Genomic DNA, 15,423 nt, shown 5'->3' on the forward strand with positions numbered 1-15,423 from the left:
TATTGACAAGTGCGGTGCCCAGGACGAGCGTGGCTGCCCGTGAGCGACCTGATCGTGGTGGGCGGCGGCATCGTCGGCCTGGCCCACGCCCTGGAGGCGACCGAGCGCGGCCTGTCCGTGACCGTCGTCGAACGCGACGACCACCCGGTCGGCGCGTCCGTCCGCAACTTCGGCCACGGCTGCTTCACGGCCCAGGCCGGCGAGGCGCTCGAGTTCGCCCGGCGGGCCCGCGGGACGTGGCTGCGCGCCGGCAAGGCCGCGGGCTTCGACGTCGCCGAGTGCGGCACCGTCGTGGTGGCGCGGGCCGAGGAGGAGCTCGCAGCGCTGGAGGAACTCGCGGGCCTGCGCGACGACGAGGTCCGCCTGTTGAGCGCGGCCGAGGTCGCCGACCGGCTCCCGGTCCACCCCGAGGGCCTGCTCGGCGGGGCGTTCCTGCCCCGGGACGTGCGGGTCGAGCAGCGGGTCGCCGCGCCGCGCCTGCTCGACCACCTCGAGCAGCAGCCGGGGGTGACGGTCCTGCGCGGCACGCCCGTCCTCGACGTCCACGCGGGCGGTGTGCGCACCGGGCGTGGCGATCTCGCGGCCGACCACGTCGTGGTCTGTGTCGGCCACGACCTCGACCGGTTGGCCCCCGCGGTCGCCGACGAGGCCGCCCTGGAGCGGTGCACGCTGCAGATGCTCCAGCTGCGACCGGTGACGCTGGTGCGGATCGCGCCCGCCGTCCTCACGGGCAGCTCGATGCTGCGCTACCCCGCCCTCGCGGCGACGCCCGGCGCGGCCGCGCTGCGGGAACGCTGGCGCACCGAGCGCCCGGAGATGCTCGACGCCGTCGTCAACCACATGCTCACCCAGCTCCCCGACGGCGACCTGGTCGTCGGCGACACCCACCGCTACGCGCGCACCCCCGAACCCTGGTCGGAGGAGATCCTCGACGAGCTACTGCTCGCCGAGACCCGCGCCCTGCTGCAGGCCGACCTGCAGGTCGTCCGCCGTTGGCAGGGCACCTACGCCTCCGCGCCCGGCGAGTTCCTGCGGGCACCGCTCGCACCCGGCGTCGTCGCCGTCTCGGTGACCTCCGGAATCGGTATGACGACGGCCTTCGGACTCGCCCCCTCCGTCCTCGACACCCTCCTGGAGCACCCGTGAGCAGCGACATCCGTCTCGCCGCCCTCGACATCGCCGGCACCACCGTCGACGAGGGCGGCGCGGTGTACCGCGTCCTCGCCGAGGTCGTCACCGACCACGGCGCCACCCCGGAGGACGAGGACATCCGCCGCTGGATGGGCGCCGACAAGCGGGAGGCGCTGCGGGCCCTGACCGGGCTGGCCGAGGTCGAGGACCTGCACACCGAGTTCGTGCACCGGCTCCGCACCGCGTACGCCGAGGTCCCGCCGCGGCCCTGTGCGGGCGTCCCGGAGGCGCTCGCCGCCCTCCGCGCCGGCGGTGTCGCCGTGGTCCTGACGACGGGCTTCGACCGCCAGGTGACCGACCCCCTGCTCGAGGTGGTCGGGCTCGAGGTCGACGGCGTGGTGTGCGCCGAGGAGGTCGGCGCCGGCCGGCCGTCGCCGGCGATGATCCGGCGGGCCATGGCCATGACCGGCGTCGACGACCCGTCCGCCGTGCTCGCGGCGGGCGACACCGTCCTCGACGTCGAGGCCGGCCTCGCCGCGGGAGCGGCCCTCGTCGTCGGGGTCCTCACCGGAGCCCAGAGCCGCGGCGAACTCGCCGCAGCCCACCCGACCCACGTCGTGGGCGGGGTCGCCGACCTCCCCGAACTGCTCGGGCTCGCCGTCCGGACGTGACCCGCCCGGTCACGGCGAAGCGTCGTTGCTGTCACCCAGTGGCAGGTTCGCCGCATCGTCGGAGCGGCTGCAGGAACTCCAGGCGGTTGCCGAAGGGATCGTGGGCGTAGAAGCGTCGGAAGCCCGGGAAGTCGGTGTCCCACTCGACGTCCTGCCCGACGCGGCGCGCCGCCTCCTCGATGTCGTCCACGACGAGCCCGGGGTGGGCCTTCCGCGCCGGGGCGAACGGCTCCTCGACCCCGAGGTGCAGCTCCACGCCTCCGCCCCGGAACCACGCCCCGCCGCGCGCGGCGAGCACCGGCGGCTTCGCCACCTCGCCCATTCCCAACGCGCCGACGAAGAACGCCCGCGCCTCGTCCTCCCGGCCCGCCGGCATGGCGAGCTGCACGTGGTGGATCGCCGTGAACACGTCGATCAGTGTCGGCTCGTCGCCACCGCCAGACCAGGTGCGTGGACGTGTCTCGGCCCGGCGGGTCGACCGGTCGGCCGCGACGTCGTCGAGCATCGCCAGACGCGTCACGCTGGTGGATCGGACCCGGCGTCGGGGATCATCGACTCCCGCCATCGGGAATCAGCCGCACGAGAGAGTTGTTGCTTCAACTGTGAAGAAGATTGGGTTCCTCTCCTTCGGGCACTGGTCGCCGTCGTCGCACTCGATGGTGCGGTCGGCGCGGGACTCCCTCCTGCAGTCGATCGACCTCGCGGTCGCGGCCGAGGAGCTGGGCGCCGACGGCGCCTACTTCCGGGTGCACCACTTCGCCCAGCAGCTCGCGTCGCCGTTCCCGCTGCTCGCGGCCGCCGGGGCGAAGACGAGCCGGATCGAGCTGGGCACCGGGATCATCGACATGCGCTACGAGAACCCGCTGTACATGGCGGAGGACGCGGGCGCGGCCGACCTGATCTCCGGCGGCCGGCTCCAGCTCGGCATCAGCCGTGGCTCCCCCGAGCAGGTCGTCGACGGGTGGCGGTACTTCGGCTACGCCCCGGCCGAGGGGCAGACCGACGCGGACATGGCCCGCGAACACACCCGGATCTTCCTCGAGGCGCTGCAGGGCGAGGGCTTCGCGCAGCCCAACCCGCGGCCGATGTTCGCGAACCCGCCCGGGCTGCTGCGCATCGAGCCGTACGCCGAGGGGCTGCGCGAGCGCATCTGGTGGGGCGCGGGCAGCCGCGCGACCGCCGAGTGGGCCGGCGAACAGGGCATGAACCTCATGAGCTCGACCCTGCTCACCGAGGACACCGGCGTGCCGTTCCACCGCCTGCAGGCCGAGCAGATCCAGCGCTTCCGCGACGCGTGGGCCGCGGCCGGCCACGAGGGCACGCCCCGCGTGTCGGTCAGCCGCAGCGTCTTCCCGATCGTCTCCGACCTCGACAAGCAGCTGTTCTGGCGGGAGCGTCACTCGACCGACCAGGTCGGCCACCTCGACGGCGGCAACGCCCGCTTCGGCAAGACGTACGCCGGGGAGCCCGACAAGCTGATCGCCGAGCTCGCCGAGGACGAGGCGATCGCCGCGGCCGACACGCTGCTGCTCACCGTGCCCAACCAGCTCGGCGTGGACTACAACGCCCACGTCATCGAGAGCGTGCTCACCCACCTCGCTCCCGAGCTCGGCTGGCGCTGAGCCCCTTCCCGACGACGGGTCCGGCCAGGACCCGTCGTCAGGACGGTTCGTAGAGCCGGACCGCGCCCGCCTGCACCCCCACGACGTGGCACGGGCGGTTCATCGCCTTCAACGCGTGCTCGAGCACCCGGCCGACCGTGTCGACGGCGGACCGCGCGTCCGGCGCGTCCGTGGTCCCGGTGACCTCGAGCGCCCCGTCCGGGGCCGAGGGGATGCCGCCGACCTCGGCGAGCCGCCAGACGAGATCGTCGATCCCGTCGTCGTCGAGCCGCATCAGATCGGTCACGAAGTGCACGCGGTACGCCGTCACACGGGCAGTGTCCCCGATCACAGGGTCAGGAGGCCACACCCGCGTAGTCCGGCAGCTCGACGCCGTTGATCGCCCGCTCGACGAGCGCGGTCAGCGCGGCCATGTCGGGCTCCGGGGGCGGCCCCGCGTCGGGATCGGGTGCCCGCAGGCTCTCGACGTGCATCCGGCCGATCTCCTGGTTCGCGTCGACGAAGGGGCGCATCCGCTCCTCGCAGCGTGCGAAGCCGACCGCCGGGTCCCACCCGGCGGCAGCCAGCTCGCCGGCCAGCAGGTAGGCGCCGACCAGGGCGATCCCGGTCCCCTGCCCCGACATCGGGGACGCGCTGCAGGCCGCGTCCCCGAGCAGGGCCACCCGCGCGCTCGACCACCGGTCCATGACCACCTGCGCGACCTGGTCGAGGTAGAAGTCCGGCGCGTCGTCGAGGTGCGCGAGCAGCCGCGGGGTCTCCCACCCCAGGTCGGCCACACCGTCGCGGAGCAGCCGCCGCTGCGCCTCGACGTCGCGGTGGTCGACCGCGAACTCCGTGGCGGGGAACGAGAACATGGCCATCGCCCGCGTGGCGTTGGCGATGGGCCGCAGAAGCGCCGACCGCCCGGTCGCCCGGTCCTGGTACTCGAGCAGCCAGCGGTCCAGCCCGAAGTCGTTGGGCACGCTGTAGAAGGCCAGCACCAGCCCGAGGTGGCGGACGAAGCGCTCGTGCGGCCCGAAGACGAGGGCCCGCAGCGCCGAGTGCAGCCCGTCCGCGCCGATCACGAGCTCGAAGCGCCGACGGTCACCGCCCGCGAAGGTCACGTCGACCCCGTCGGCGTCCTGCGTGAGCGCGGCGATCCGGTCGCCGAAGACGTACTCGACGTCATCGCGGGTGTCCTCGTAGAGCACCTGCGAGAGGTCCCCGCGCAGGATCTCGATCTCGGCGATGTACCCGTCGCCGCCGTGGTCGTTCGCGCGGTGGGTCTCGAGCACGGTCCCGTCCGCCGCCACCGTGTGCGCCCCGGCGGTCTCCGTGCGCGCCGCGCGCACGGCCCCGTCCAGGCCCATGCGCCGGATCACCTCGCGGGTGACGCCGCGGGCGTCCACCGCCTGCCCGCCGGGGCGCAGAGCGGGTGCCCGCTCCACCACCGTGACCTCGGCCCCATGCCGCCGCAGCCAGTGCGCGAGCGCCGGCCCCGCGATGCTCGCCCCCGCCACCAACACTCTCGTCCCACCCATGACGCCCCCCTGTCCGCCTGGGGCGGGATCGTAGGACGGGGGTCCGACAGCGTCAGACGGTCTCCGGGACGAGGAAGGTCCTCCCGGGGACGCCCCGGGACAGCCCCACGTCGAGCGTGGCGAGAATGGATGCAGGACCGGAGCGACCCGTCGTCGGGAAGGCTCAGACGTTGAAGCGGAACTCGACGACGTCGCCGTCCTGCATGACGTAGTCCTTGCCCTCCATGCGGACCTTCCCCGCCGTCTTGGCGGCGTTCATGGAGCCGGCGGCGACGAGGTCGTCGTAGGAGACGATCTCGGCCTTGATGAAACCGCGCTGGAAGTCGGTGTGGATGACGCCGGCGGCCTCGGGCGCGGTGGCGCCCACGGGAATCGTCCAGGCGCGCGACTCCTTCGGACCCGCCGTCAGGTAGGTCTGCAGGCCCAGCGTGCGGAAGCCCGCGCGGGCGAGCGCGTCGAGGCCGGGCTCGGTCTGGCCGATCGACTCGAGGAGCTCGGCGGCGGACTCGTCGTCGATCTCCAGCAGCTCCTGCTCGACCTTCGCGTCGAGGAACACGGCCTCCGCGGGCGCGACGAGCTCGGCGAGCTCCTTGCGCCGCGCGTCGTCGGTGAGCACGCCCTCGTCGGCGTTGAAGACGTAGAGGAACGGCTTGATCGTGAGCAGGTTGAGCTCGCGCAGCGCGGGCGAGTTCATCCCGGCCGAGAAGAGGGTGCGGCCCTCGTTGAGGATCGTCGCGGCCTTCTGGACCTCCTCGAGCACCGCCCGGCGGTCCTTCTGCATCCGCGACTCCTTCTCGAGCCGCGGCACCGCCTTCTCGACGGTCTGCAGGTCGGCGAGCACGAGCTCCGTCGCGATCGTCTCGATGTCGGCGGCGGCGTCGACCCGGCCGTCGACGTGCACCACGTCGTCGTCGGTGAAGACGCGGACGACCTGGCAGATCGCGTCCGCCTCGCGGATGTTCGCGAGGAACTTGTTGCCGAGCCCCGCGCCCTCGGACGCCCCCGCGACGATGCCCGCGATGTCGACGAAGCTCACCGTGGCGGGAACGACCTTCTCCGAGGAGAACATCGCCGCCAGCCGGTCGAGCCGCGGATCGCGCAGCGGGACGACACCGACGTTCGGCTCGATCGTGGCGAACGGGTAGTTCGCGGCGAGGACGTCGTTGTTGGTCAGGGCGTTGAACATCGTCGACTTGCCCACGTTGGGGAGGCCGACGATGCCGAGGGTCAAGCTCACGGGAGTCCAGTCTAGGGATTGCATGGATCCGCAGCGGTCGGGCGTGCGTCGGAGCGGGTGAAGGCCCTTTCCCGACGACGGATGCGGAGACTCCCGTGATCGGCTCGCGTTCCACCCTCGACACCCCGTTCGGCCCCTTCACCGCGGTGGTCGACGCCGACGGCGTCGTCCTCGCCGCCGGCTTCACGCCCGATCCCGAGGTGCGGCTCCTGCCGCTCATCCACGCGTCGCTGGCGCCCGCCGAGGTCGTCGAGCGCGACGACCTCGGGGACGTGACGGCGGCCGTCCGGGCCTGGCTGGCGGGCGACCCGGCGGCGGCGGCCACGGTGCCGGTCCGCCAGCACGGCGGCGTCTTCATGCAGGAGCTGTGGGCGCGGATGCGGGAGATCCCGGCCGGGTCGCCGGTGTCCTACACCGAGCTCGCGACGTTGGCCGGCCGGCCGCTGGCCCCGCGTGGCGCCGGGCAGGCGTGCCAGAACAACGCGGTCGGGCTCTTCGTCCCCGACCACCGGGTGCGCCGGGGCGACGGGTCGCTCGGCGGCTACCGGTGGGGCCTGGAGGTGAAGGCCAAGCTGCTCGAGATGGAGGCGAACTGGCCGTGACCTGCGGTGATCGAGACTGTCGGACCCCTGTGCCACCGTGCGCGGCATGACGATCTCCGGCGTCCTCGTGGGCCTGCTCCTGGGCCTGCTGCTCGGCGCGCTCGGCGGGGCGCTGGTGGCCACGCGGTTCGCCGGCGCGCGCCAGGAGGCGGCGATCGCGGAGGCGACGCGACGGTGGGGCGCGGCGGCCTCCGCGGCGCGCGCGGAGCTGGAGGCCGAACGGCGGGCGGGGGCGGCGGCACGGGAGTCGTTCGCGGCGTTGTCGGCGGAGGCGTTGGCGTCCAACTCGGAGCAGTTCTCGCGGCTGGCCGACTCGCGGATGCGCGAGCGGGAGCACGCGGTCTCGTCCCTGCTCGATCCGGTGGCGGCGACGCTGCACCGGCTCGAGGGGCAGATGCGCAGCGCGGAGTCCGAGCGGGAGGCCGCGTTCGCGGGGCTGCGGGAGCAGGTCGGCGCGGTCGCCGCATCGGCTCGCGGCGTCGCCGGGGAGGCGCGGGCCCTGGCCACAGCGCTACGGACCCCGCACGTGCGCGGGCGGTGGGGCGAGATGCAGCTCGAGCGCGTGGTGCACCTCGCCGGCATGGTCGAGCACTGCGACTTCACCCGGCAGTCGACGGGCGGCGCGGAGGGCGCGGCGCAGCGCCCGGACATGGTCGTGCGGCTGGCGGGCGGCAAGCATGTCGTGGTCGACGCGAAGGTCCCCTGCGCGGCGTACCTGGAGGCCCTGGAGGCCCCCGACGACCGGGCGCGCCGCGAGCGGACGGCCGCGCACGCCCGGCAGGTGCGGGCCCACGCCGACGGCCTCTCGAGCAAGGCGTACTGGCGCAGCTTCGACCCGACACCGGAGTTCGTCGTGATGTTCCTACCCGGCGAGGTGTTCCTGTCCGCCGCGCTCGAGGCCGACCCGGGGTTGCTGGAGCACGCGTTCGCCGCCGACGTCGTGGTGGCCACGCCGACCACGCTCATCGCGCTGCTGCGGACGGTGGGCTACGCGTGGCGCCAGGAGTCGGTCGCGCGGGACGCGGCGGAGATCCACGCGCTCGGACGGGAGCTGCACGCCCGGCTCGGCACGCTCGGCGGGCACCTCGGCAAGCTCGGCCGGTCGCTCGACGCCGGGGTGCGGGCCTACAACGAGACGGTCGGGTCGCTGGAGTCGCGGGTGCTCGTCACGGCGCGGCGGTTCTCCGAGCTGTCGGTCACCCGGGGCACGCTCGAGGAGGTCGAGCAGGTCGACCGCCGGGCCCGGGTCCCCGGCGCCCCGGAGCTCGCCGGCGAGCACGACGGGGTCGACGCGGTCGACGGCCCGGACGAGGGCGAGGTGCGTCGCTTGACCGGTTGATCCCGGACCCGGGACGCTCGGTACGCGGCGCGTCCGCGGTACACGTGCTATGTCTCGCGCCGAGGGGCGCCAGCGGTCGTCGGCGCGCCCGCTACCGTGATCGGGTGACCACGACGCGGGACGGCGCGACGACGTCGGCGAGTCCTGCCGAGGTGGGCGAGGCGTCCGCTTTTCCGGGCGTCCGAGGCCTGCGGTGGTGGGCAGTGCTGCTGCTCGCCCTCGTCCTGACGGCGGGCGGCGTGGCGGTCGACGTCCTGCGCAGCGGCACGCTCGGTGTCGTCTTCCTCGCGGCGTACCCGGGCGGGTGCGTGCTCGCCGCCGTCCTGGCCCAGCGCCGCGACGTCTTCGTGCCGATGGTGCAGCCGCCTCTGCTGCTCGCCGTGTCGATCCCGGTGGCCATCGCGGCGACCGGGACGCTGCCGAAGTCCGGGGGCCTCGTGTCCACGGCCCTGGCCGTCGGCGCCCCTCTCATCAACGGGTTCCCGGCGATGGCCGTGACGACCGTCCTGTGCGTGCTCATCGGGTTCGCCCGGATACGGGTCCAACGGTGGCGGCCGGCGGAGGCCGGGGAACGTCGGGAGCCGGTGCGGTCGGGGCCGGCGGCAACCGGCCGACCGCGGGACGACCGGGCGCGCGACGAGCGCGACCGTCGCGAGGCCGCCGCGCCGGGCCGGGTCCGGGAGCGTGGGCGCGACGACCGTGACCAACGGGACGACCGCGAGCGGCGGGACGACCGCGACCGGGCCGAGGCCGCCGAGCGCCGCGACCAGGCCGAGCGCGAACGGCGGCGGGCCCAGGAGCGGGCGCGCGCCGAGCGGGACCGCGAGATGCTCGAGCGCGATCGGGCCAAGCGCGAGCGTCGGGAGCAGGAGCTCGCCGACCGCGACCGGGCCCGTCGTGAACGGCCCGCCAAGAAGCGTCCGAAGGACCGCGGCGAGGACCGGCGCGACGACCGCGCCGACGGCGGCCGCCCCGAGGGCGACCGCGAACGCCTCGCTCGGGGCGCCGCCGAGGCCCCGCCCGGCCCGACCCCGCAGCGCTCGCCGCTCAAGGGCGCGGGCCGCGACGAGGTACCGCCCGCCCGCAAGAAGACCTCGCCCCGCGAGAAGACCCCGCCCCGCGACCAGCCGCCGCCCGCCCGGGACGCGCGCAGCCGCGAGGAGCGGATGCGGGAGGAACGGCTCCGCGAGGAACGCCGCGGTGGCGGACGTCCACCCGGAGTGCATCCGGTCCGCGAACGGCCGCCCGAGCGCCCACCGCGCTGAGCTCGCCGAGGGTCACACCACGCTGGTTCCGGGCCGCCCGGAGCTGTCTCGCGTCACCCTCGCGAACGACGGAGCGCGTCAGCGCACGGCGTCGGGGCGCATGTCGCGCTTGAGTTCGCGCGGGAGGGAGAAGGTGAGCTTCTCGTTGGCGGTCGTGATCTCCTCGACCTCGCCGAACCCACGGTCGGCGAGCCAGTGCAGCACCTCGCCGACGAGGATCTCCGGCACCGACGCCCCGCTCGTCACACCGACGGTGGACACCCCCGACAGCCAGGCCTCGTCGATCTCGCCGGCGTGGTCCACCAGGTGCGAGTCCTTCGCCCCGGCCTGCAGCGCCACCTCGACGAGGCGCACCGAGTTCGACGAGTTCTTCGACCCCACCACGATGACGAGCTCGCACTGCGGCGCCATCGCCTTCACGGCCACCTGGCGGTTCTGGGTGGCGTAGCAGATGTCGTCGGACGGCGGGTCGGACAGCGCCGGAAACCGCTCGCGCAGCGCGGAGACGGTCTGCATCGTCTCGTCGACCGAGAGCGTGGTCTGCGAGAGCCAGATGACCTTCTCCGGGTCCCGCACCTCGACCGAGTCGACCGCGGCCGGCCCGTCGACGACCTGGATGTGCTCGGGGGCCTCGCCGGAGGTGCCCTCGACCTCCTCGTGGCCCTCGTGGCCGATCAGCAGGATGTCGTAGTCCTCGCGGGCGAACCGCTTCGCCTCCTGGTGCACCTTCGTCACCAGCGGGCACGTGGCGTCGATCGTCTTGAGCTCGCGCTGGGCCGCCTCGGCGTGCACCGCCGGCGAGACCCCGTGCGCGGAGAAGACGACCGTCGCGCCCTCGGGCACCTGCGCGGTGTCCTCGACGAACACGGCGCCGCGGGCGGCGAGGGTGTTCACGACGTGACGGTTGTGGACGATCTCCTTCCGCACGTACACCGGGGGCCCGTAGGTCTCGAGGGCCTTCTCCACGGCGACGACGGCACGGTCGACACCGGCGCAGTAGCCGCGGGGCTTGGCCAGCAGCACCTTCTGCGGGGCGGCGGTCGGTCCGAGGCCGGTGGACGAGGTGACGGACATGCCCCCGAGAGTACGGATGCGGCGATCGGGACGACGGGCCCGCGGAGGTGTGACCGGCGCCCTCGTGGCGATTCGCACACCACCGCCCGGTGCTGGCAGGGTGGGGTCATGAGTTCCCTGCCGTTCCCGGTGCGTGTCGCCGCCGGACTGGTCGTCACCGCGGTCGAGGAGGTGCAGGCCCTCCCCCGGACGATCGTCGGCCTGCCGATCACCGCGGTGAGCACCGTGCTGCAGCTGTCCATGCGGGCGCAGCAGGTCGTCACCGAGCTCGCCATCAAGGGCGACACCGCGCTCGAGGGTGGGCGCCCGGTCGAGGACGCCCCGTCCTGGGCCCGCTTCGACGACGACGTCGACACCGGCCGCGCCATCACCGCGCCGAAGCGCCCGCCGCTGGAGCAGGCGGCCACCAACGGCCACGCACGGCCCCGGGGTGCGGACGCACCCGCCGTCGGGATCGCCGAGGACACCCCGAGCATCACCCCGGACGCCCTGCCCGGCTACGAGTCGATGACCATCGCGCAGCTGCGGGCGCGGCTGCGCACGCTCTCGGTGGACGACCTCACCGAGCTGCTGGCCTGGGAGTCGGCGCACGCCGATAGGCCGCCGTTCGTCACGATGCTGACCAACCGGATCGCCACCCTCACCGCGGAGCAGTGACCGGGGCGGGCGCAGCGACGGGGGGCGGCTCCGAGCCGACCACCAGCCCGGAGTCCCCCTGGCCGGTGCGCACGGTCGCGCTCAAGGTCTCGAAGTGGATCGACCGGCTCGGACCGGTGTGGGTCGAGGGGCAGCTCACGCAGCTCTCGGCCCGCACCGGCACCGCCTTCCTGACGTTGCGCGACCCGGCCGCCGACGTCTCGCTGTCGCTGACCGCGCCGACCGCCCTGGTCCGCGAGAAGGCCCTGACCGAGGGCCAGCGCGTGGTGGTCCACGGCAAGTTCTCGTTCTTCTTCGGTCGCGGCACGCTGTCGCTGCGCGTCGACGAGGTCCGCGCGGTCGGCGTCGGTGAGCTCCTCGCGCGCATCGAGCGGCTCCGCGCCCTGCTCGCCGCCGAGGGTCTGTTCGACCCGGCCCGCAAGCGCCGCCTCCCCCGCCTGCCGGGCTGCGTCGGCCTGATCACCGGCCGGGCGAGCGCGGCCGAGCACGATGTCGTCACGGTCGCGACGACGCGGTGGCCCGCCGTCCACTTCCGGGTGGAGAACACCGCGACGCAGGGGGTGCAGGCGGTGCCCCAGATCCTCGACGCGCTCGAGGCGCTGGACCGCGACCCCGCCGTCGAGGTCATCGTCATCGCCCGCGGCGGCGGCAGCGTCGAGGACCTGCTGCCCTTCTCCGACGAGGCCCTCTGCCGCGGGATCGCCCGCTGCCGCACCCCGGTGGTCACCGCGATCGGTCACGAGCCCGACACCCCGCTCGTCGACCACGTCGCCGACGTCCGCGCCGCGACGCCCACCGACGCCGCGAAGCGGATCGTGCCCGACCTCGCCGAGGAGACCGCGCACCTCACCGCGCTGCGCACCCGGGCCCGCCGCGCGCTGCACGCGTGGGTCGAGCGCGAGGACGCCCTGATCGCGCGGCTGCGGGCCCGCCCCGTGCTGGCCGACCCGCTGCGCACCGTCGACGCCCGGGCCGGCGAGATCGTGGCGCTCACCGACCGCGCCCGCCGCAGCGTCGACCGCGGGCTGCGGGAGCGGGAGGCCGACATCCGCCATCGCCGCGCGTCGTTGACCGCCCTCGGCCCGGCCGCGACGCTGACCCGCGGCTACGCGATCGTGCAGCGCGGCGGGGAGGTCGGCTCCCCGGTGCTGCGGTCCGCGGCCGACGCACGGCCCGGCGACCTGCTGCGGGTCCGGCTCGCCGACGGCGCCGTCACCGCCCGGGTCGAGGCGGCGCCGGAGGAGACCACGCCGGGCGAGGCCGCGGAATGACGGCGGAGGAGGACCCCATGGCCGACGACGAACCCGGCTACGAGCAGGCCCGCGACGAGCTGGCGCAGGTGGTCGCGAAGCTGGAGGCCGGCGGGCTGTCGCTGGAGGACTCGCTCGCCCTCTGGGAACGCGGCGAGGCGCTGGCCCGGGTGTGCGAGCGGCACCTCGCGGGCGCCCGCGCGAAGGTCGACGCGGTGCTCCGGGAGGCGGAGTCGCAGGAACCGCCCCGTGAGTCACACTGACGTCCCATGAGCCACCCGCCGGAGGAGGCCTGGGAGCGCGCGATCGCCGACGCGCACGACGGCTACCACGACGAGACCCGCCTCCACCGCGATCCCGACGTGCTCGTCGAGGACGTCGTCTCCTGGCGGATGCTCTCGCCGCACCTGATGCGGGCCCTGGCGTTCCTCGTGGCGCCGACCGTGCTGCTGGTGATCTGGCTGCTGCTGGACTACCTCGCGTCCACCTCGGGACCGTCGATCACGGGGCGGCTCGTGATGAACGTGCTGCTCGCCGTGATCGTCGTGCTCTACCTCGCGGGCGTCGCGGCCTTCTTCGCGCCGGCCAAGGAGCCGATCGCCGAGTACTCCCGGCTCCTCGAGAACCGCGCCGGGGCCGCCCGGGGCGCCTACGACTGGGTCTCCCGCGCCGCCCGCGCCCGCCGCACGCCCGCCGAGGTCGCGCCGAGCACGGTCGCCGGGGTGCCGGTCCTGCTGTTCCGCCAGCGCGCGGAGCGGGCGATGCTGCTGGTCCAGCCCTACGGCCGGGACCTCTACGTCGGCTGGACCATGTGGCGCTCCCGCTCGACGGCGACGCTGCTCGCGCACTTCCTGCGCGACACCTTCGGCCGGTTCGCCCCGCTTCCTGTCTTCTCCGCCGAGCTGCGCGCGGCGTCGACCCGCGCGATGCGGGAGAGCGTGCACTCGCTCGCCCGCGAGGGGGTTGCCGCCGCAGCCTGGGCCGACGCTGCCGGCACCCCGTCCCGACGAGGCGACGAGCCACCGCCGGCCGTCACGGACCGGGAGGAGCCCGCCCGGGCCGACCCGCCCCGTCGTCGGGAAGATGCCGCTCGTCCGGACGACGCTGCTCGTCGGGAGGAACGCCGGGAGGCGCTGCCGCGGTCCGCGCCCGCGGCCGACCCGACTGCGGGCTGGGTGCAGGAGTGGCGGGAGCACGTCACCCGCGACGACGCCGGGTGGGGTCCGCCCCCGCGCTGACGTCCAGGGTCAGCCGTGTGCCACCGCTGACGTCCAGGGTCAGCCGTGTGCCACCGCTGACGCTCGGCCGACCGACGTCAGGGCGACTGCCGCGCGGCGGTGATCAGCTGGACGAACCGGTTCGCGGGCGCGCTGCCCGTGACGAGCCAGCGGACCCCGCCGACGTCGGTCACCCACATCGCCTCGTCGCGCTGGCCGCGATAGGTCGCCCAGGTGAGCCCGCCCGCACTGACCGGAGCCCCGGCGCGCGGGTCGCCCTGCTCGGAGGCGACGAGGCCCGCCTCCGTGCCGTTCGACTGCACGAGGCGGAGGAAGCCGTTCTCCGGGGTCAGCCAGCCGAGCCGGAACGCGCGCCCACCGGCCACGTCGCGGATGTCGCTGGACTGCGGGATCCAGTCGGCGGGCAGCTGCGGGCCGACCACGCGGAACGGCAGCGTGGACGCGGCGGAGGCGGTGACGCCCGCGACGTCGATGCGCTGCACCGAGCCGCGGTCGACCGTGCCCGGGGCGGAGACCGAGCAGGCGCGGGTGAGTCCGGTCAGCGCGAGGACGATGACGGCGAGCACGATCGTGCCGACCGCGAACGGTCGGATCCCTCCGGTGCGGTCCGGCTGCGGCGAACTCATGGCCTCCATCGTTCCAGTGGCGCCCGACGCGCCGCCGGACGAGGCCCTGATCTGGGAGGATGGCGATCCCTCGCCCGCTGGAAGAAGGAGCGCACCCGGTGACCTCTCCCACCCGCCGTCGTCCCGAGGCCCCGGACCGGAACCTGGCCCTCGAACTCGTCCGGGTGACGGAGGCGGCCGCGATGGCCGCCGGCCGCTTCGTCGGCCGCGGGGACAAGAACGGTGGCGACGGTGCGGCCGTCGACGCGATGCGCAAGCTCATCGGGTCGGTGACGATGCGCGGCGTCGTCGTGATCGGCGAGGGTGAGAAGGACGAGGCGCCCATGCTGTTCAACGGCGAGGAGGTCGGGAACGGCGAGGGCCCGGAGTGCGACGTCGCGGTCGACCCGGTCGACGGCACCACGCTGATGGCGAAGGGCATGCCGAACGCGCTCGCCGTGCTCGCGGTCGCCGAGCGGGGCGCGATGTTCGACCCGTCGGCCGTCTTCTACATGGAGAAGCTCGCGGTCGGGCCCGAGTACGCCGACGTCGTCGACATCACGCGGTCGGTGAAGGACAACCTGCGCGCGATCGCGAAGCGCAAGGGCGGCGGCGTCGGCGACGTCACGGTCTGCGTGCTGGACCGGCCCCGCCACGACCAGCTCGTGCAGGAGATCCGCGACGCCGGGGCGCGCATCCGCTTCATCTCCGACGGCGACGTCGCCGGGGCGATCGCGGCGGCCCGCTCCGAGAGCGGCGTCGACATCCTGCTCGGCATCGGCGGCACGCCCGAGGGCATCATCGCCGCGTCCGCGATCACCTGCCTGGGCGGTTCCTTCCAGGGCCGGCTGTGGCCGAAGGACGACGAGGAGCGCGAGAAGGCCCTCGCCGCGGGGCACGACCTCGACCAGGTCCTGCACACCACCGACCTGGTCAAGGGCGAGAACATCTTCTTCTGCGCCACCGGCGTCACCGACGGCGACCTGCTGCGCGGCGTGCACTACCGCGCCGGCGGGGCCACCACGCAGTCGCTGGTGATGCGGTCCAAGTCCGGCACCGTGCGCCTCATCGACGGCTACCACCGGCTCTCGAAGCTGCGCGAGTACTCGAGCTTCGACGTCGGGGGCGACGACGAGGGCGTGCAGGAGTCGCCCTGGGTGTGAGTCGTGCCGACCCCGGGGTGTGCCCGTCGGGGTCAGGGGCGAGGATTCC

17 protein-coding genes are annotated in these 15,423 nt (G+C 74.4%); 11 read left to right on the forward strand and 6 right to left on the reverse strand.

Annotation, left to right across the window (positions count from 1 at the left end; genetic code table 11):
* The first annotated feature begins 39 nt into the window (after window positions 1-39).
* Together A3CO_RS0126435 and A3CO_RS0126440 are read left to right on the forward strand one after the other, a co-directional pair.
* On the forward strand, window positions 40-1,146 hold the full coding sequence (locus tag A3CO_RS0126435; RefSeq protein WP_018335278.1) for a TIGR03364 family FAD-dependent oxidoreductase: 1,107 nt from the start codon (window positions 40-42) through the stop codon (window positions 1,144-1,146).
* A complete protein-coding gene (locus tag A3CO_RS0126440; protein WP_018335279.1) occupies window positions 1,143-1,802 on the forward strand; it encodes a phosphonatase-like hydrolase in 660 nt (219 codons plus the stop codon). Before A3CO_RS0126435 ends, A3CO_RS0126440 begins: the two co-directional genes overlap by 4 nt.
* Window positions 1,803-1,833: 31 nt before the next feature.
* On the opposite strand, the gene A3CO_RS0126445 is transcribed toward A3CO_RS0126440, so the two are convergent.
* On the reverse strand, window positions 1,834-2,322 hold the full coding sequence (locus A3CO_RS0126445) for a VOC family protein (protein ID WP_018335280.1): 489 nt from the start codon (window positions 2,320-2,322) through the stop codon (window positions 1,834-1,836).
* Between the two features lie 82 nt (window positions 2,323-2,404).
* On the opposite strand from A3CO_RS0126445, the gene A3CO_RS0126450 reads away from it, so the two are divergent.
* Window positions 2,405-3,424 carry an LLM class flavin-dependent oxidoreductase gene (locus A3CO_RS0126450; protein ID WP_018335281.1) on the forward strand — a complete coding sequence of 340 codons (1,020 nt, stop codon included), beginning with the start codon at window positions 2,405-2,407 and terminating at the stop codon, window positions 3,422-3,424.
* A 37-nt stretch (window positions 3,425-3,461) separates the two neighbouring features.
* Here the strand turns inward: A3CO_RS0126450 and A3CO_RS0126455 are convergent, their stop codons facing one another.
* The 3 genes from A3CO_RS0126455 to ychF all read right to left on the reverse strand — a co-directional run bounded on the left by A3CO_RS0126455 (window position 3,462) and on the right by ychF (window position 6,181).
* Window positions 3,462-3,734 carry a hypothetical protein gene (locus A3CO_RS0126455; RefSeq protein WP_018335282.1) on the reverse strand — a complete coding sequence of 91 codons (273 nt, stop codon included), beginning with the start codon at window positions 3,732-3,734 and terminating at the stop codon, window positions 3,462-3,464.
* A gap of 25 nt (window positions 3,735-3,759) precedes the next feature.
* Window positions 3,760-4,944: an FAD-dependent monooxygenase gene (locus A3CO_RS0126460; protein WP_026205038.1), complete on the reverse strand. Its 1,185-nt coding sequence runs from the start codon at window positions 4,942-4,944 to the stop codon at window positions 3,760-3,762.
* A 163-nt stretch (window positions 4,945-5,107) separates the two neighbouring features.
* Complete coding sequence (gene ychF, locus A3CO_RS0126465; RefSeq protein ID WP_018335284.1) at window positions 5,108-6,181, reverse strand: redox-regulated ATPase YchF; 1,074 nt, start codon at window positions 6,179-6,181, stop codon at window positions 5,108-5,110.
* Window positions 6,182-6,276: 95 nt separating this feature from the next.
* Between ychF and A3CO_RS0126470 the strand changes: the two genes are divergently transcribed.
* The 3 genes from A3CO_RS0126470 (at window position 6,277) to A3CO_RS36360 (ending at window position 9,387) form a co-directional block, all read left to right on the forward strand.
* Entirely contained in the window at window positions 6,277-6,783 is a 507-nt protein-coding gene (locus A3CO_RS0126470; RefSeq protein ID WP_018335285.1) for a methylated-DNA--[protein]-cysteine S-methyltransferase, read from the forward strand.
* Between the two features lie 46 nt (window positions 6,784-6,829).
* Window positions 6,830-8,122, forward strand: coding sequence for a DNA recombination protein RmuC (locus A3CO_RS34460; protein ID WP_018335286.1), 1,293 nt, complete (start codon window positions 6,830-6,832; stop codon window positions 8,120-8,122).
* Window positions 8,123-8,226: 104 nt separating this feature from the next.
* A complete protein-coding gene (locus A3CO_RS36360) occupies window positions 8,227-9,387 on the forward strand; it encodes a DUF6542 domain-containing protein (RefSeq protein WP_157647857.1) in 1,161 nt (386 codons plus the stop codon).
* Window positions 9,388-9,465: 78 nt separating this feature from the next.
* Here A3CO_RS36360 and A3CO_RS0126485 read toward each other — a convergent pair whose 3' ends face one another.
* The gene (locus tag A3CO_RS0126485; protein ID WP_018335287.1) at window positions 9,466-10,461 is read right to left on the reverse strand and encodes a 4-hydroxy-3-methylbut-2-enyl diphosphate reductase; all 996 of its coding nucleotides are present in this window, start codon (window positions 10,459-10,461) and stop codon (window positions 9,466-9,468) included.
* Window positions 10,462-10,569: 108 nt separating this feature from the next.
* Here A3CO_RS0126485 and A3CO_RS0126490 point away from each other — a divergent pair, with 108 nt between their 5' ends.
* The 4 genes from A3CO_RS0126490 to A3CO_RS0126505 are packed head-to-tail and all read left to right on the forward strand — an operon-like array spanning window position 10,570 to window position 13,606.
* Entirely contained in the window at window positions 10,570-11,118 is a 549-nt protein-coding gene (locus A3CO_RS0126490; protein WP_018335288.1) for a lipid droplet-associated protein, read from the forward strand.
* Complete coding sequence (gene xseA, locus A3CO_RS0126495) at window positions 11,115-12,389, forward strand: exodeoxyribonuclease VII large subunit (protein ID WP_018335289.1); 1,275 nt, start codon at window positions 11,115-11,117, stop codon at window positions 12,387-12,389. Before A3CO_RS0126490 ends, xseA begins: the two co-directional genes overlap by 4 nt.
* Window positions 12,386-12,631, forward strand: a complete 246-nt coding sequence (locus A3CO_RS0126500; RefSeq protein WP_018335290.1) for an exodeoxyribonuclease VII small subunit — start codon at window positions 12,386-12,388, stop codon at window positions 12,629-12,631. Before xseA ends, A3CO_RS0126500 begins: the two co-directional genes overlap by 4 nt.
* Window positions 12,632-12,637: 6 nt before the next feature.
* Window positions 12,638-13,606, forward strand: coding sequence for a hypothetical protein (locus A3CO_RS0126505; RefSeq protein ID WP_018335291.1), 969 nt, complete (start codon window positions 12,638-12,640; stop codon window positions 13,604-13,606).
* A 77-nt stretch (window positions 13,607-13,683) separates the two neighbouring features.
* Here the strand turns inward: A3CO_RS0126505 and A3CO_RS36365 are convergent, their stop codons facing one another.
* Window positions 13,684-14,232, reverse strand: a complete 549-nt coding sequence (locus A3CO_RS36365; protein WP_018335292.1) for a DUF4245 domain-containing protein — start codon at window positions 14,230-14,232, stop codon at window positions 13,684-13,686.
* 59 nt (window positions 14,233-14,291) lie between these two features.
* On the opposite strand from A3CO_RS36365, the gene glpX reads away from it, so the two are divergent.
* The gene (glpX, locus tag A3CO_RS0126515) at window positions 14,292-15,374 is read left to right on the forward strand and encodes a class II fructose-bisphosphatase (RefSeq protein ID WP_051086098.1); all 1,083 of its coding nucleotides are present in this window, start codon (window positions 14,292-14,294) and stop codon (window positions 15,372-15,374) included.
* The last annotated feature ends 49 nt before the right edge of the window (window positions 15,375-15,423 follow it).

The organism is Actinomycetospora chiangmaiensis DSM 45062, assembly GCF_000379625.1.
GTDB lineage: Bacteria > Actinomycetota > Actinomycetes > Mycobacteriales > Pseudonocardiaceae > Actinomycetospora > Actinomycetospora chiangmaiensis.

Excerpts from the sequence above, each read along its gene's own strand:
- A3CO_RS0126460 (WP_026205038.1), bottom strand. The coding sequence starts at position 4,944 with ATGGGTGGGACGAGAGTGTTGGTGGCGGGGGCGAGCATCGCGGGGCCG.
- A3CO_RS34460 (WP_018335286.1), top strand. The coding sequence starts at position 6,830 with ATGACGATCTCCGGCGTCCTCGTGGGCCTGCTCCTGGGCCTGCTGCTC.
- A3CO_RS0126485 (WP_018335287.1), bottom strand. The coding sequence starts at position 10,461 with ATGTCCGTCACCTCGTCCACCGGCCTCGGACCGACCGCCGCCCCGCAG.
- A3CO_RS0126490 (WP_018335288.1), top strand. The coding sequence starts at position 10,570 with ATGAGTTCCCTGCCGTTCCCGGTGCGTGTCGCCGCCGGACTGGTCGTC.
- A3CO_RS0126500 (WP_018335290.1), top strand. The coding sequence starts at position 12,386 with ATGACGGCGGAGGAGGACCCCATGGCCGACGACGAACCCGGCTACGAG.
- A3CO_RS0126505 (WP_018335291.1), top strand. The coding sequence starts at position 12,638 with ATGAGCCACCCGCCGGAGGAGGCCTGGGAGCGCGCGATCGCCGACGCG.
- A3CO_RS36365 (WP_018335292.1), bottom strand. The coding sequence starts at position 14,232 with ATGAGTTCGCCGCAGCCGGACCGCACCGGAGGGATCCGACCGTTCGCG.
- glpX (WP_051086098.1), top strand. The coding sequence starts at position 14,292 with ATGGCGATCCCTCGCCCGCTGGAAGAAGGAGCGCACCCGGTGACCTCT.